We start from the raw sequence: 15,496 nt of genomic DNA, 5'->3' as shown, positions 1-15,496 counted from the left end.
AACACGGAGTTACGGGCGCGTGCCGAGACTCCGGAAGGTTTCGCATTTCGCATGTCAATTTCCAGTTCTGACCACACCGTGCTGCCCGAGAACATCGAGAACGACGAGCTCGTCGTGGCCGCCGAGGCCGTTGTGGCCGAGTCCGCCGTCTCCATCGAGGACTACATCAAGGCTCCTCAGGGCGAGCAGACGGAGCAGGCCGAGACGGCCGAGCAGGCCGTGACCGAGGCCCCCCGGGCCGAGCAGGCCGACGCCGACTCCGCCGCCGACGAGGCGGACGCCGAGCCGACCGTCACCTTCGCCGACCTGGGCCTGCCGGACGGCATCGTCCGCAAGCTCGCGCAGAACGGTGTGACCGCGCCTTTCCCGATCCAGGCAGCGACCATCCCGGACGCCCTGGCCGGAAAGGACATCCTCGGCCGAGGCCGTACCGGCTCCGGCAAGACCCTCTCCTTCGGTCTGCCGACCCTGGCCTCGCTGGCCGGTGGGCACACCGAGAAGAAGAAGCCCCGCGCGATCATCCTCACCCCGACCCGTGAGCTCGCGATGCAGGTCGCGGACGCGCTTCAGCCGTACGGCGACGTGCTCGGCCTGAAGATGAAGGTCGTCTGCGGCGGTACGTCGATGGGCAACCAGATCTACGCGCTGGAGCGCGGTGTCGACGTCCTCGTCGCCACCCCGGGCCGGCTGCGCGACATCATCAACCGGGGCGCCTGCTCCCTGGAGAACGTCCAGGTCGCCGTCCTCGACGAGGCCGACCAGATGTCCGACCTGGGCTTCCTGCCCGAGGTCACCGAGCTGCTCGACCAGATCCCCGGCGGCGGCCAGCGCATGCTCTTCTCCGCCACCATGGAGAACGAGATCGGCACCCTGGTCAAGCGCTACCTGAGCAACCCGGTCACCCACGAGGTCGACTCCGCCCAGGGCAACGTCTCGACCATGTCGCACCACGTCCTCGTCGTGAAGCCGAAGGACAAGGCGCCGGTCACCTCCGCCATCGCCGCCCGCAAGGGCCGCACCATCATCTTCGTCCGCACCCAGCTGGGCGCCGACCGCATCGCCGAGCAGCTCGTCGAGGCGGGCGTCAAGGCGGACGCGCTGCACGGCGGCATGACCCAGGGCGCTCGTACCCGCGTCCTGGAGGACTTCAAGAAGGGCTACGTCAACGCCCTGGTCGCCACCGACGTCGCCGCCCGAGGCATCCACGTCGACGGCATCGACCTGGTCCTGAACGTGGACCCGGCCGGTGACCACAAGGACTACCTGCACCGCTCGGGCCGTACCGCCCGTGCCGGCAAGTCCGGTGTCGTCGTCTCGCTGGCGCTGCCGCACCAGCGCCGTCAGATCTTCCGCCTGATGGAGGACGCGGGCGTCGACGCCTCGCGCCACATCGTGCAGGGCGCGGGCGTCTTCGAGCCCGAGGTCGCCGAGATCACCGGCGCCCGTTCGCTCACCGAGGTCCAGGCCGACTCCGCGAACAACGCCGCCAAGCAGGCCGAGCGCGAGGCCGCCGACCTGACCAAGCAGCTGGAGCGCATCCAGCGCCGCGCCGTCGAGCTGCGCGAGGAGGCCGACCGCCTGGTCGCCCGTGCCGCCCGCGAGCGGGGCGACGACCCCGAGGCAGCGGTGGCCGAGGTTGCCGCCGAGGCCGAGGCCGCGCTGCTGGCCGCCGCCTCCGTGCCGGAGCAGCAGGCCGCGCGCGAGGAGCGCCGCGACGACCGTGGCAACTTCGAGCGCCGGGACAACCGTGGCGGCGACCGCGGCGGTTACCGGGGCGGCAACGACCGCACCGGCGAGCGCAGCGGCCGTCCCGCCGGCAGCAACGGCTACCGGGGCAGCAGCGACCGCCCGTCCTTCCGCGGCAGCAACGACCGCCGTGAGGACCGTCCGGTCGGTGGCGGTTTCCGCTCCGGCGGCAACGACCGCCGCGACGACCGAGGTGGTTTCCAGCGTCGTGACGACCGTCCCTCCGGCGGCTTCCGCTCCGGTGGCAACGACCGTCGTGACGACCGGGGCGGCCGCTCCTTCGAGCGTCGTGACAACGACCGTCCGTCCTTCAACCGCGACAACGACCGCCCGTCGTTCAACCGCGACCGTCGTGACGACCGTCCCTCCGGTGGCTTCCGCTCCGGTGGCGGCGACCGCCCGTTCAACCGCGACCGTCGTGACGACCGTCCCTCGGGCGGCTTCCGCTCGGGCGGCGGTGACCGTCCCACCGGCCGCCGCGACGACCACCGCTCCACGGGAACCGGCACGAGCACCGGCTCCTTCGGCCGCCGCGACGACAAGCCGCGCTGGAAGCGCAACGGCTGATCGTCCGATCGCCTGACTGCTGATCAGGGCCCGCCCAGCACTTCGGTGCTGGGCGGGCCCTGTTTCATTTGAACCGGTTCGAATCTCCCTGTCACCGCCTGTGCGAATGCTGTTAAAGTCGGCCCCCTCGCATGAGGGGTCGGGGCCGGGGGGCTTTCACACTTCGCACAGACCGCGGCAATCTGCCGCGTCCTCCTCATGCTCTTTTGGTAGTTCCCGGGAGGGTCTGGCTGTGAGACGCCACACTGTTGTACGCGGTGCTGTCGCGATGATGGCGGCACTTGGAATCGGGGCGGGATTCGTGCCCCTCGCGGCCGGCGCCGCCGGGGCTCCGGCCACCGTGGCGACCACCGGCGTCCAGGGCCTCGACTTCGCCGGCGGGCGGCTGGTCACCGCGGAGCAAAGCCTCAGTGGGGACACGATGATCTTCGAGCGCCGGGTGTCCGCCGACGGCGCGACCGTGGGGAAGCGGGAGAGCCGGGCGTACGCCGGGCCCATGGCCAACGGCGCGCACTTCAGGACGGTGCCCTGCGACATGGGCTCCTGTGTGGTGCTGGTCGCCTCGGGCCACGGGGACTTCGGCGCCGTGTTCGTCAACGGCGACGGCGCCGGCACCGAGAGCGTCCAGTTCTGGGGGCCCGGCAACTCGTACAGCGGGGGCGATGTCCGCTACCCCGCGGGCACCGCGAAGATCGTGGACCTGACGGCCCGCGCCTATGTGGTCAACGGCGGCTCACCCGTCAAGCAGCGGGCCGGGATGTACCCGGGCTACTACTCGACCGCCGCTCCTCTCGTCCGTACCGCGACCGCCGCCTCCGTCTGGGGCACCTCGCTCTGGGCGGCGACCTCCACGACCGGCGCGCTCACCGCGACCGACATCACGAAGAACAAGGTCGTGGAGAAGGCCGCCACCGGCGCCCCCTGCGTGATCAAGGAGGTCCGTGCGGCCGGGCGCTGGGTCTACTGGAACTGCGGGACGACCGGCGCGGCCGGGGTGTACGACCGGACGGCGAAGAAGTCGTTCACCGTGCCGTCCGGGCCCGCCCTCGTCGGCGACGGGTACCTCGTCCGGCACGACAGGACCGCCGGCAAGCTGCTGCTGACCGATTTCCACACGGGCAAGGCCGCAGCTCCCCGTGCGGTGGCTGACCTGCCGGCGGGGAAGACCGCAGACCAGCGGCGGCTCACCTGGGCGGTGGACAAATTCGGCGGGGACATTGCGTACGTCGACGCCGCGAACTCCGTCCACATCGTGCCCAGCGGTGTACCCGCGCAGCCCCTCGCCAGGATCGCCTCCGACGTCGGCGACACGTCCATCGACCTCAAGGGAACGGACGGCCTGGACGCGTGGCTCAGCACCTGGCAGTTCAACAAACCCGTCACCTGGACGTACACCGTCAAGGACTGGGCCGGCCGCACGGTACGCGCCCTCAAGGGGACCGGCTCCGGCACCGAGGCGGACGTCGCCTGGGACGGCCGCACGGACGCGGGCGGATACACGGGCAACGGCCTTCACACCTGGAGCCTGAAAGCGACGGCCGAGGACGGGTCCGGGACGTACACCACCAGCGGCTCCATCGGGGTGGGCGGCGGTAAGGCGGGCTTCCACGACCAGGGCCGGTACAGCATCGGCGACCTCGTCACCCTCAACTCCTCCGGCGGGCTGACCGTCCAGTTCGGGAAGGCCCCGGGCACCTTCGACGGCAAGACGACCGGTACCGGCTGGCCGGCCGGCACGCTCGCCGTGCCGCTCGCGGACACCGGCAGCGACCGCTGCTCCGAACTGATCGTGCGGATGCCGGGCGGCGAACTGCGCCAGTACGCCGGCCGCTGCGGCAGGTCCGGTTACACGCCGGGCGGCAGCCACACCGTGATCAGCGGGGGCTGGCAGCAGTACGACGTGCTGACCTCGCCCGGCGATCTGAACGGGGACGGCCGGGCCGACCTCGTGGCCCGTCAGACGTCCACCGGCGACATGTACTTCTACGCGGGCGCGGCCGGCGGCAAGTTCGCGCCGAAGGTCAGGATCTTCACCAACTGGAAGACGTACTCCCAGATCACCGGCGTCGGCGACATCACCGGCGACGGCCGTCCCGACCTGCTCGGCCATGACCGCAGCGGCGGCCTGTGGCGCTACAACGGCCTGGGCAACGGCCGCTTCGCGCCGAGGGTGAAGGTGTTCTCGGGCTGGGGGAGTTCGTACAACCTGATGGTGGGCGTCGGCGACCTGAGCGGCGACGGCAGGAACGACCTCGTCGTACGCGACACGGCAGGGAAGCTGTACCGCAACAACGGCAACGGCAAGGGCTCGTTCGGGGCCCGTACGCAGATCGCCACGGGGTGGACGTACAAGGGGATCTTCTGAGGGGCTGACGGGCCCTCGCCCCCGAGGGGGCGGCGAGCGGTGCATGTCGTGCCCCCGGCGAGGGAATCGCTGGGGGCATGACAAACAATCCCCGCAGTGCCCCGTCCGGGCGACCCGGCCGGGCGGAGTCGTCGTCCGCGCAGGCCCCGCCGTCTTCGCCGGCCGCCCCCGGCTCGGACGAGGAGCGGCTGGCCGAGCTCGGCTACACGCAGGTGCTCGCCCGCCGGATGTCGGCGTTCTCCAACTACGCGGTCTCGTTCACGATCATCTCGGTGCTCTCCGGCTGCCTGACGCTCTACCTGTTCGGCATGAACACCGGCGGCCCGGTCCTGATCACCTGGGGCTGGGTCGGCGTCGGGCTGATGACGTTGTTCGTCGGGCTCGCGATGGCCGAGATCTGTTCGGCGTACCCGACCTCCGCAGGCCTCTACTTCTGGGCCCACCGGCTGGCTCCGCCGCGCTCGGCGGCGGCGTGGGCGTGGTTCACCGGCTGGTTCAACGTGCTCGGCCAGGTGGCCGTGACCGCCGGGATCGACTTCGGGGCTGCGTCGTTCCTGGGCGCCTACCTCAACCTCCAGTTCGACTTCGGGATCACGCCCGGCCGCACGATCCTCCTCTTCGCCGCGATCCTGTTCCTGCACGGGCTGCTGAACACCTTCGGGGTCCGGATCGTCGCGATCCTCAACAGCGTCAGCGTGTGGTGGCACGTGCTCGGCGTCGCGGTCATCGTCGGCGCGCTGACCTTCGTACCGGACTCGCACCAGTCGGCGTCGTTCGTCTTCACGGAGTTCGTGAACAACACCGGCTGGGGCAGCGGCTTCTACGTGGTGATGATCGGGCTGCTGATGGCCCAGTACACCTTCACCGGCTACGACGCCTCCGCCCATATGACGGAGGAGACCCACGACGCCGCGACGGCGGGCCCGCGCGGCATCGTCCAGTCGATCTGGACCTCCTGGATCGCCGGCTTCGTCCTCCTGCTCGGCTTCACCTTCGCCATCCAGTCCTACGACGGCGCCCTGGCCTCCCCGACCGGCGCCCCGCCGGCCCAGATCCTCCTGGACGCCCTGGGCGCCACCACCGGCAAGCTGCTGCTCCTGGTGGTGATCGGGGCCCAGCTCTTCTGCGGAATGGCGTCCGTGACCGCCAACAGCCGCATGATCTACGCGTTCTCCCGGGACGGCGCCCTCCCGTTCTCCCACGTCTGGCACACGGTCAGCCCCCGCACCCGCACCCCCGTGGCAGCGGTCTGGCTGGCCGCCGCCGGTGCGCTGGTGCTGGGCCTCCCGTACCTGATCAACGTCACCGCGTACGCGGCGGTCACCTCCATCGCGGTGATCGGCCTCTACATCGCCTACGTCATCCCCACCCTGCTCCGCCTCCTGCGCGGCGACGACTTCCGGCGCGGCCCCTGGCACCTGGGCCGCTGGTCCCGCCCCATCGGCATCGTCGCGGTGGTGTGGGTGGCGGTCATCACGGTGCTCTTCATGCTGCCCCAGGTCTCGCCCGTCACCTGGGAGACCTTCAACTACGCCCCGATCGCCGTCCTGGTGGTCCTCGGCTTCGCCGCCACCTGGTGGCTCGCCTCGGCCCGTCACTGGTTCCTCAATCCGGATCACAAGCGCACGATCGCCCGCAATACGCCGCGCTGACCGAAACGCCTCCACCATGACGGGGCCCGGCAACCGATACCCGATCGGCGGCCGGGTCGCGGCGGGCTATGCTCGGGGAGTGATCTGCCAGGGGCCGTTAGCTCAATTGGTCAGAGCAGCGGACTTTTAATCCGTTGGTTGTGGGTTCGAGTCCCACACGGCCTACCGGGAGCGGGGGAGGGGCAACCCTTTTACCTGCGGTGGAGCGCCCCGACCGGCTTTGGCCGGCCGGGGCGCTCTTTTGCGCGGGCCCTGTGTGCGAACGCTGAGCTCATCAGCCGTTCGCCGCTCCGGGCAACGGAGGAACTGGAACCCCGGGCCAACCCCCCTGACGGCTCACAGAGCGGACCCAGTGGCCAACAGAGCGCTGTCCCCACCGGAACACCGGAACACCGGAACACCGGAACACCGGAACACCGGAACACCGGAACACCGGAAGACGATGAGGCCGGCCGCGTGCACCAGGGCGTCGTTTCGGACCGCCCGACAGGTTGGAACGGCTCAGTGAGGAAGCGGAGGACCGCCGTACTCGGCGGGTGAACCAAGTCCCCTATCCTCGACCCCGAGCGGTACCGCCGAAGAGGCTCGATGAGAGGGGACCCGTGAGAAGCGCACCGGGAATCGCTGCGGTGACGGCGAGCGGCGGGCCAGCCGGGCGGGTCTCGGTCTCGGTCTCGGTCTCGGTCATGAGGCGGCGGCCATGATGGTCGGTGTGGCGATCGGGATCGTGGGCGGGGTCATCTGTGTCAGCTGGATCGTCACCCTCTTCGTCCGCGACCATCGGATCGCGGTGCACGGACGCGATGTCCGTGCTCTCGTCGAGGACGTGGGTGTCATCGCGCGCAACGACAGCGACTCGGTCACCATCCGATACACGCTCTCGTGGTCGGAGAACGGCGGGCCCAAGCGCGTCACCGGCACCGAGACCGTCCCCGTCCGCCGTGAGGCCGAGGTGCTGGCGGGCCGAGAAGTGAACATCCGGTACCTGGACGACGAGAACCTGCGGTTCGTCTTCGACCGATAGCCGTGCGACGGCCGAGGAAGAAAAGAAGAGAAGGCGGGCCGTGCTGCTCACGCTCTACGACGAGACGGGTCCAGCAGGCGAAGGCCATGTCCGCACGTGGATCGAGGCGAGGGCAGGGGCCGCATGACGGGCTCACGCGCGCGGGGGCGTCAGCCGGCTCGTCCTGCGCGGCCGGTCGCCGAAGCCACCGCTGCCCCGGTGATCGCCGGGGCAGCGGTGCGGGCGGTCGAGAGGGCCCGCTCGGTCTCGTCCGGTTCTCAGCTCTCGTCGACGAACTGCGGGTCCTTCTTCTGGCTGTAGATCTCCTTGCCGGCCGCGTTGTAGGCGTGGACGTAGGGGTTCGGTCCCGAGTAGTGCGGGTCGGGCTTCGGTGTGCCGGGGGACACGGCCGCCGCGTAGACGAACGCGCCGCCCGCCATGCGCGCCGGGTACTCCTTCGGGTCGTCGCCGTAGCTGATGGTGATCTTGGCGATGCCGGACGCGTAGTGCCCGGCGCCCAGCATCAGGTGCTGTCCCTTGCCGTCGGGCTGGCTGACGGAGTCGAAGTACTCGATCGTGCGGCCGGTGCCCCAGAGGCGATTGTTGATGAACGTGGGCGGGGAGTCCGGGCTGTTGCCCTTGTCGCCCTTCGACTCGCACTGCACGTACTGGTCTGCGGAGTTGACGGCGACGACCACGCCGTCCCAGTCCGGCGAGGCGATGGGGGTGCGGACCGCGACCACCGCGTGGTAGCGCGACGCGTCCGCGCCCAGGCAGGAGGACAGGATCTTGGCGACGGTCCCGGCGTCGATCGGGGTCGTCCTGCTGCTGGTGATGGAGAAGGCGTCCGGGGCGGGAGCCTCGGGAGCCGAGGACGGGGACGAGCCGGCCCCGGCCGACTTGGAGCCGTGCGGGGTGCTCGGGGTGCTCGGGCTCGGACTCGGTGAGCCGGTGCCCGCCGGGTTTCCGGCGGGGGAAGCGAGGAGCGGCTTGGCGTCCCCCACCCCGCTGAAGACCGCCACTGCCGCGACGCTCAGCGCCGCGACGCCGGTGGCGACCCCCAGCGGCACTCCCCACTTGCGGCGCAGCGAAGCACGGTTGTCCTCTGGATCGATCTTCATCAGAAGCTCCTCTCGGGTCCGCCGGTGGTTCGGCAGATCACGATCGGAAGGAGCCGCAGGAATGCCCTGCGTGTCATTCATCGTGCGACCTCTTCCGCATTGACGGGATTCATCGGACTGAACGACGCCGGTCCCGAGGCTCCGCCGACGAGGTCGGCGCCCAGCCTCCGCCGCGCCCTGTGCAGCCGGGACTTCACGGTCCCGACCGCCACCTGCAGCGCTGCCGCGGCCGCCTGCTGGTCCAGGCCCGACCACACACAGAGCTCGACGACCTCGCGTTCGTGGCGCGGCAACCGGGCCAACGCCCGGTGGATCTCCGACATATGGCGCTCGTCGTCGACCATGACAGCGACGCGGTCCGCATGGTCGCCCACCGGCTCGTCGTGCGAGACGAGCCGCCGCAGCAGCGACTCGGCCCGTCTCAGCCGTCGTCTGGTGTTCGAGACCAGGCGGTCGGCGATGCCCAGCAGCCACGGCAGGGCCGAGTCGCGGTCGAGTACCGTCTCCGAGCGCCGCCGCCAGGCGTGCAGGAACACGGTCGACGTGAGGTCCTCGGCCTCGGACCAGTCGGCGGTCCGCCGGAACAGGTGGTTGTAGACGGTCTTGCCGTGGCGGTCGAAGATCCGGCCGAACGCCTCGCGGTCACCGTCGACGGCTCTCGCCCACAGCTCTCGGTCAGATATCCCTCCGACCGGTGCGGCGGGGCCGGCGTCGTTCAGTTCCATGCTCTAGTCGTGTCCGGCAACCGGCCCGAGGTTCCCGCCGGGATGACTCCGTTTTGGCGGACGGCACTGATCCGGCCACAAAGACATCTCTTGCGTCTGTATGTCACGCCCTGAGCCTTTTCGAGTTTTTCGTTCACCCCTGAAGTGCTGCGTCCCACGCGGAATGTATCGGGCCGTCCGGAGATACCGGCGCTGAACAGCGCGGCCGGTTACCGGGCCGAGCGGTTCCGTACGTACACGCCTCAGGAGCTGGTGGGGCCGGCCATGCGGCACGCGCCCGAGTTCGAGCCCGGCACGGACTGGTCGTACTCCAACACCAACTACGTTCTCGCCGCGACGGTCATCCGTGAGGTGACCGGCCACAGCTGGGCGCAAGAGCTGCAGGACCGCATCATCCGTCCGCTGGGCCTCAGGGACACCAGCGCGCCCGGCGCCTACCCGTTCATCCCGGGGCCGCACGCCCGGAGCTACGCCACGTACGGCACAGGCACAGGCACAGGCACAGGTACGGGCGTAGACACAGGGACGGGCACAGGCACAGGTATCGATGTCACCGTGCTCAATCCGGGCATGGGTGCTGCCCCCGGCACACGCGGTGCGGCGCCGGGGGCAGCCGTGCGGCGCCCGGGGTCAGACGAGGAGCTTCGTCTTCGCCTGCTGGTACTCCTCGTCCGTGATCGCGCCCTTGTCCTTCAGGTCGGCGAGTCTCGCCAGGTCATCCACGTGGCTGCCCTTCGACCCGCCGCCCGCGCCGTCCGTGCCCGCGGCGTCTCTCACGTACGCCTTGAACGCCGCATCCCGCTCCTTCGCCTCTTTCGCGTCGCGCGACCCCATGGACCTGCCGCGGGCGATCACGTAGATCAGGACGCCCAGATACGGCAGCACCAGGGCCAGGATCAGCCAGCCCGCCTTGGCCCATCCGCCCAGGTCGTCGCTGCGGAAGATGTCCATGATCACGCGGAACAGCAGGAACAGCCACATGATCCAGAGGAAGAACCAGAGCATGGTCCAGAAGAGGTTGAGCAAGGGGTAGTCGTCCATCGTCCACTCCAGGGAGCCGCGTCGAATGGGTGAATACGAAATAAGTCATACCATCGCAATTCACCCCCCGCGCGGTGGGCTCCGGAGACGATGCCGACGGGGCCGCGAGGAGTACGGTTGACGTGTCGAGGGAGGCGTGGGCCTCCGGGAGGCGGTTCGCCTCGTGGCTGTGAAGACGTGTCCGTGCAGGGACTTCGGGCGGTGCGCGCGTGCGCGCGGCCGATGAGTCCGACCGGAGCCCGGTCGGGACGGTAGGGCGTGTCACCGTGCCGATCCCGCCGGACGGGGCGGGCGAAGTGCTGGTCGCCGTACGCGGCGGGTCCGAGGCCTACACCGCGTGGTCGTCCACGTCGATCGGCAGGGACGTGCGCGTCGTGGTCGTCGAGGCAGTCTCGGCACGCACCGTGGTGGTGGAGCGCTTGCCGTCCTGACCCGAGAAGTGACGTCTGACAGGAGTCCTCTCATGTTGTTCTGGCACGTTCCCGCCCCCAACGAGGCGATGCTCATATCGGGTTCCAAGCGGCAGACGCAGGACACGCAGTTCCGGATCGTCACCGGTCACGGAAGCTTCGTCCTCCCGATCAAGCAGAAGGCGCGGATGCTGTCCCTGGCGCTCCGGGAGGCGGAGATCACCGAGGACTGCGTCACCCAGCAGGGCATCCGGCTCACGGTCCGGGCCGTCTCCGTCTTCAAGGTCGGAGACGACGCGGTGTCCATCGCCAACGCCGCGCGCCGGTTCCTGTCCGAGCAGAACCAGATGGAGGAGCTCGTCGGCCGGATCTTCGCCGGACACCTGCGCTCCATCGTCGGCGGACTGACCGTGGAGCAGATCATCCGGGAACGCAGCCGGGTCTCCCAGGAGGTCATCGCCGGCAGCCACGGCGAGATGGAGAAGCTCGGCATCGTCGTGGACGCCCTCCAGATCCAGGAGATCGACGACGCCACCGGGTACATCGACAACCTCTCCGCCCCGCACGCCGCCGCCGTCGCGGGCCAGGCCAGGATCGCCCGCGCCAAGGCCGACCAGGAGGCCGCCGAACGCGAGCAGCAGGCCTCCGCGCTCAAGGCCGAGTACGAACGGGACACGGCGATCAAGCGGGCCGGGTTCCTCGCGGAGACCGAGCAGTACAACGCCCGTGCCGCCCAGGCGGGGCCGCTCGCGCAGGCCAGGGCCTCGCACGAGGTCATCGACGAGCAGACCGCGCTGGCCCAGCGCCAGGCGGGACTGGCCGCCCAGCGCCTGGAGGCGGAGGTCGGGCGCCCGGCGGACGCCGAGGCCTACCGGCAGCGCACGCTGGCCGAGGCCGCCCGTGACCAGGCGAAGTTCCAGGCGGACGGAAGTGCGTACGCCGAACGGACCCTCGCCCAGGCCCAGGCGGACGCCAACACGGCCCGCGCGGTCTCGCTGCGGGAGGGCAACCAGGAGCTCATCGCGGCCAACCGCATCGTGGAGAACCTGCCGGCGCTGGCCGATGCCGCAGCCCGGGGGATGTCCGGGGCCAGCCTCACCGTCCTCAACGGCACCGACGGCGTCAACGAGATGGCGGCGGGCGTCGTCGGCCAGGGACTGGCGATCCTCCAGTCGCTCCAACGCGGTACGGACACGGGGGCGGCTCCGGAGCGCGGTACGGGGAACCGGGCTGCTGGTGAGGACCTGGGCGAGGACCTGGGTGAGGACCTGCGCCGGGACGGGAGCCGGGACCAGGGCCAGGACGGGGACAGGACGCCCCGGATCGCCGGCTCGGAGTGAAGCCCGGTCGTCGTCTCCGCCCGGACGGAGTGGCCGAGCGGAGTGACCTGGCGGAATGATCGGACGGAGTGACCCGGCGGAGTGACCGGCGGACTGGCCCCGGGCAACACCTTCTCGTTTGCAGCACGTTGGTGCCCCGGGGGCGTGCGTGGGTTTCGCCGTGGGGCCCGTCGTGGGGGTGGGGCGCGCGGGGTGGTCATGAGTGCGTCGAACATGCCGTAGAGTTGTGTTTACCGACGCGGGGTGGAGCAGCTCGGTAGCTCGCTGGGCTCATAACCCAGAGGTCGCAGGTTCAAATCCTGTCCCCGCTACTGAAGAATCAGACCCGGCACGCATGCAGCGTGCCGGGTCTGATTCGTTTCTGTACGTGTCCATGTATGTACGTGTGTACGTTCGTGGGGCCCGGGGCAACCGATCGGTGCGGGCCGCGCCTCGCCGCGCACGTACTCCCATTGGCCGTCGAGGACTCGCCCCGCGATCCTGCCCCGGGAAGTCTGGGAGTGGTGCGCGGTACCGTCCGCGGCCGTGAGTGCACCGGGCAGGAGACCACAGGTGGGGAAGCGGGAGCAGCGGCGGGGGAGGAGTCCGGACGAGATCCGGAACCGCCGGTTCGTCCGGGCGCTGCCGGGGCTGATGCTCATCGGCGGGCTGGCGTTCGACCTCTTCACCCCGCCCGCCTTCACGGCTGTACCCCTCTTCGCCGCGGCTCCGCTGATCGCGGCGCCGTTCTTCTCCCGGGCCGGCACGATCCGGGTCGGGGTCGGCGCGCTGCTGTGCGTGGCCGGGCTGCGGCTCTCCTCCGGAACGCTGATCCGCGTCGTGCCGTTCATCGAGCTGCTCACCATTCTCACCGTCTCGGTCCTCGCGGTCTTCATCAACGGGGTCGTACGGCGCAGCAACGAGCAGCTGGCCTCCGCACGGGTCATCGCGGCGACCGCCATGCGCGCGGTGCTGCCGACGCCGTCGGACAGGATCGGCGGGCTGTACGTGGCCGCGCGGTACGAGGCGGCGCAGGCGGACGAGTTCGTCGGCGGCGACCTGTTCTCGGTCACGGACACCCCGTACGGGGTGCGGCTGGTCGTCGGGGACGTGCGCGGGAAGGGTCTGGACGCGGTGGAGGCGGTGGCGGTGATCATCGGCGCGTTCCGGGAGGCCGCCGAGCAGGAACGGTCGCTGGAGGGGGTGGCTCAGCGGCTGGAGCGTGCGCTGGCGCGGGAATCGAGCAGGCGCGGCGGTCTCGACGCGGTCGAGGGGTTCGTCACCGCCGCGCTGGCGGAGATCCCGCAGGGCTCCAACCGGGTGCGCGTCGTCAACCGGGGTCACCCCGAACCGCTGCTGCTGCACTCGGACGGGGCGTTGGAGGTGCTGCGGCCCACGCTGCCCGCGCTGCCGCTGGGGATGGACCTGGGGGTGTGGCCGGACCGCTCCGACGAGTGGGAGCTGCCCGCCGGGTCGACGCTCCTGCTCTATACGGACGGCCTCTCCGAGGCGCGTGACGCCGCAGGGGTCTTCTACGATCCCGCCGAGCGGCTGCGCGGACGCATCTTCCCGGGCCCCGAGGAGCTGCTGTCGGCGCTGGCCGATGATGTGCGGCTGCACACCGGCGGGGTGACGACCGATGACATGGCGCTGCTCGCGGTGGTGCGCCCGACCGAGGGGCAGCCGGACCGGCGCACGACCGTGAAGATCGTGGGCCTGGAGGGCGGCGCCCAGTGAAGGCGAGGGGCCGGACGGGGGAGGGTGTGTGCGGCTGTGGGGGAAGGGTGCGGCTGTTGCCACCGTGCGTAACCGTAAGGAACCCCTCCGCATAACATTTGACGCAATGTCAGAAAACAGATAACGATTGAGGGGCGATCAACTCGCCCGATTCCACCCGGTTGTGTCCCGTAAAGTCCAGGCCAAGGACCGGAACGATCAGTTGGAACAGCTTGGAATCGGACCCGTGTGTCTATTAACGTTCGATAACGCAGCGCGGTTGTCCCAGCCGCCGTCAGAGGCGGCACCGTGCGCGAGCGCCGAATTCCGCAAGGGAACCGGGGAACCACCTACATGGGGTGAATCGGGCATCTCTGTCTCGTCGAGAGACGGAGGAACCCGTAGGAGACCTTCCTGCTCCGAACCCGTCAGCTAACCCGGTAGGCGAGAAGGAAGGAAAGGAGCGCGCCCCAGTGGCGTCCAACAAGCCTGCCCCCGAAGCCCCCTCCCGGTTCGTTCCCGAACACGGAAATGACTTCGGAACCGGGCCCGGTGCCCCCTACGGCACCCACCACGGAACCGCTTACGGAACCGATCACGGGACCGCCTACGGAACCGCTTTCGGGACCGATCGGGGCAGCGAGTTCGGCAACGGCTTCCGCGCCGACGAAGCCGAGGCCGACAGGGCGTGGGAGGAATGGAACCCCACCGAGGAGTCCGTCCGCCCCGTACGCGGCAAGCACCGCGTCGCCAAGCAGCGCAACGGTCTCGCCCGTAGCTCCACCGTTCTCGGCGTCGGCGTCATCGCGGCCGTCGGCGCGGGTGGCATGGCCTCCGCCCAGAGCAAGCCGCCCGTGTCTATTTCTCTTCCCGACGCCATCTCGGACAAACTCCCCGAGGCCAAGTCCCTGCCGGGCGTCGGTGCGTTGTTCTCGGGTGAGTCCGAGGCGCAGAAGGCCGAAGTCGCGACCGCTTCCGCCCCGCTGACGACGGCCGGCATCACCACCACCGAGGCCGAGCAGGGCACGACGGACGCCGGCGAGGCGCTCCGCGCCCGCATCCTCCAGCAGGCCGAGCAGCAGCAGAACTCCGCCGACGCCGAGGTCAAGGCGGCCGAGGAGAAGGCCGCTGCGGAGAAGGCCGCCGCCGAGGCGAAGAAGCAGCAGGACGCTGCGGAGGCCAAGGCCGCCGCGGCGAAGAAGAAGGCTGCGGAAGAGGCGAAGAAGAAGGCGGAGGCGGTACGGCTCGCCAAGCTCGCCGCCAGCTACGCCATCCCCACCTCCTCGTACACGATCACCTCGACCTTCGGCGAGGCCGGTTCGATGTGGTCCTCCGGCTACCACACGGGCCTCGACTTCGCGGCGCCGACCGGTACCCCGATCAAGGCCATCCACAGCGGCACCATCAAGTCCGCCGGCTGGTCCGGCGCGTACGGCTACCGCACGGTCCTGGAACTGGAGGACGGTACGGAGCTCTGGTTCTGCCACCAGTCCTCGATCGGCGTCAGTGTGGGCCAGAAGGTCACCACCGGGGACACCATCGGGCGCGTCGGCGCGACCGGCAACGTGACCGGCCCGCACCTCCACCTCGAGGTCCACACCCCGGACGGCACCGGCATCGACCCGATGCCCTGGCTGCGCGCCCGGGGCCTGACGGTCTGAGTTCCACCGCACACGGCCGGAGCCGGGGGCTCCGGCCCGCAGCTCCGGCCGTGTCGCGCCCGCCCGTGCCCCGTGCCGTTCTGCGGCCCATCCACCCCGGCAGCCCTGACGCTCACCCCCGACGTCAGGGCTGCCGGTCCTGTCCGGGATGCGGGGGTATACCTGTAGCT

At 70.2% G+C, this 15,496-nt stretch carries 11 protein-coding genes, 2 tRNA genes, 1 pseudogene and 1 riboswitch; of the genes and pseudogenes, 11 read left to right on the top strand and 3 right to left on the bottom strand.

Translation table 11 applies throughout. The features are described from left to right. Positions 1-51: 51 nt before the first annotated feature. The 5 genes from EDD93_RS09120 to EDD93_RS09100 all read left to right on the top strand — a co-directional run bounded on the left by EDD93_RS09120 (position 52) and on the right by EDD93_RS09100 (position 7,354). Positions 52-2,313, top strand: a complete 2,262-nt coding sequence (locus tag EDD93_RS09120) for a DEAD/DEAH box helicase (RefSeq protein WP_123524678.1) — start codon at positions 52-54, stop codon at positions 2,311-2,313. A gap of 271 nt (positions 2,314-2,584) precedes the next feature. Further along, positions 2,585-4,678 carry a VCBS repeat-containing protein gene (locus tag EDD93_RS09115; RefSeq protein ID WP_260255674.1) on the top strand — a complete coding sequence of 698 codons (2,094 nt, stop codon included), beginning with the start codon at positions 2,585-2,587 and terminating at the stop codon, positions 4,676-4,678. Positions 4,679-4,755: 77 nt separating this feature from the next. Then, entirely contained in the window at positions 4,756-6,330 is a 1,575-nt protein-coding gene (locus EDD93_RS09110; protein WP_260255673.1) for an amino acid permease, read from the top strand. 91 nt (positions 6,331-6,421) lie between these two features. Continuing rightward, positions 6,422-6,495 (top strand) — tRNA-Lys (locus tag EDD93_RS09105). Between the two features lie 538 nt (positions 6,496-7,033). Continuing rightward, positions 7,034-7,354: a hypothetical protein gene (locus EDD93_RS09100; protein WP_260255899.1), complete on the top strand. Its 321-nt coding sequence runs from the start codon at positions 7,034-7,036 to the stop codon at positions 7,352-7,354. 257 nt (positions 7,355-7,611) lie between these two features. Here EDD93_RS09100 and EDD93_RS09095 read toward each other — a convergent pair whose 3' ends face one another. Both EDD93_RS09095 and EDD93_RS09090 read right to left on the bottom strand, forming a co-directional pair. Further along, positions 7,612-8,454: a hypothetical protein gene (locus tag EDD93_RS09095; protein WP_185092254.1), complete on the bottom strand. Its 843-nt coding sequence runs from the start codon at positions 8,452-8,454 to the stop codon at positions 7,612-7,614. Positions 8,455-8,531: 77 nt separating this feature from the next. Beyond that, positions 8,532-9,179 (bottom strand): RNA polymerase sigma factor, encoded by a 648-nt coding sequence (locus EDD93_RS09090; protein WP_123524674.1) that lies wholly within the window; start codon positions 9,177-9,179, stop codon positions 8,532-8,534. A gap of 144 nt (positions 9,180-9,323) precedes the next feature. Between EDD93_RS09090 and EDD93_RS09085 the strand changes: the two are divergent. Then, positions 9,324-9,644, top strand: a pseudogene (locus tag EDD93_RS09085) (serine hydrolase domain-containing protein); the annotation flags it as partial. Between the two features lie 165 nt (positions 9,645-9,809). Here the strand turns inward: EDD93_RS09085 and EDD93_RS09080 are convergent. Continuing rightward, positions 9,810-10,220, bottom strand: a complete 411-nt coding sequence (locus tag EDD93_RS09080) for an SHOCT domain-containing protein (RefSeq protein ID WP_123524673.1) — start codon at positions 10,218-10,220, stop codon at positions 9,810-9,812. A 266-nt stretch (positions 10,221-10,486) separates the two neighbouring features. Here EDD93_RS09080 and EDD93_RS09075 point away from each other — a divergent pair, with 266 nt between their 5' ends. From EDD93_RS09075 to EDD93_RS09055, 5 genes are all read left to right on the top strand, one after another. Then, the gene (locus EDD93_RS09075; protein ID WP_260255672.1) at positions 10,487-10,651 is read left to right on the top strand and encodes a hypothetical protein; all 165 of its coding nucleotides are present in this window, start codon (positions 10,487-10,489) and stop codon (positions 10,649-10,651) included. Positions 10,652-10,683: 32 nt separating this feature from the next. Next, the gene (locus EDD93_RS09070) at positions 10,684-11,970 is read left to right on the top strand and encodes a flotillin family protein (protein ID WP_123524671.1); all 1,287 of its coding nucleotides are present in this window, start codon (positions 10,684-10,686) and stop codon (positions 11,968-11,970) included. Positions 11,971-12,207: 237 nt separating this feature from the next. Further along, positions 12,208-12,281: transfer RNA gene (locus EDD93_RS09065), tRNA-Met, on the top strand. A 241-nt stretch (positions 12,282-12,522) separates the two neighbouring features. Beyond that, entirely contained in the window at positions 12,523-13,686 is a 1,164-nt protein-coding gene (locus EDD93_RS09060; RefSeq protein WP_123524670.1) for a PP2C family protein-serine/threonine phosphatase, read from the top strand. Positions 13,687-13,973: 287 nt separating this feature from the next. After that, a riboswitch (cyclic di-AMP (ydaO/yuaA leader) is annotated at positions 13,974-14,127 on the top strand. An 11-nt stretch (positions 14,128-14,138) separates the two neighbouring features. Then, positions 14,139-15,326, top strand: a complete 1,188-nt coding sequence (locus tag EDD93_RS09055) for a M23 family metallopeptidase (protein WP_123524669.1) — start codon at positions 14,139-14,141, stop codon at positions 15,324-15,326. Positions 15,327-15,496 lie beyond the last annotated feature (170 nt).

Source organism: Streptomyces sp. 840.1 (assembly GCF_003751445.1).
In the GTDB taxonomy this organism is placed as follows: domain Bacteria; phylum Actinomycetota; class Actinomycetes; order Streptomycetales; family Streptomycetaceae; genus Streptomyces.
This window is presented reverse-complemented; position numbering and strand designations above follow the sequence as displayed.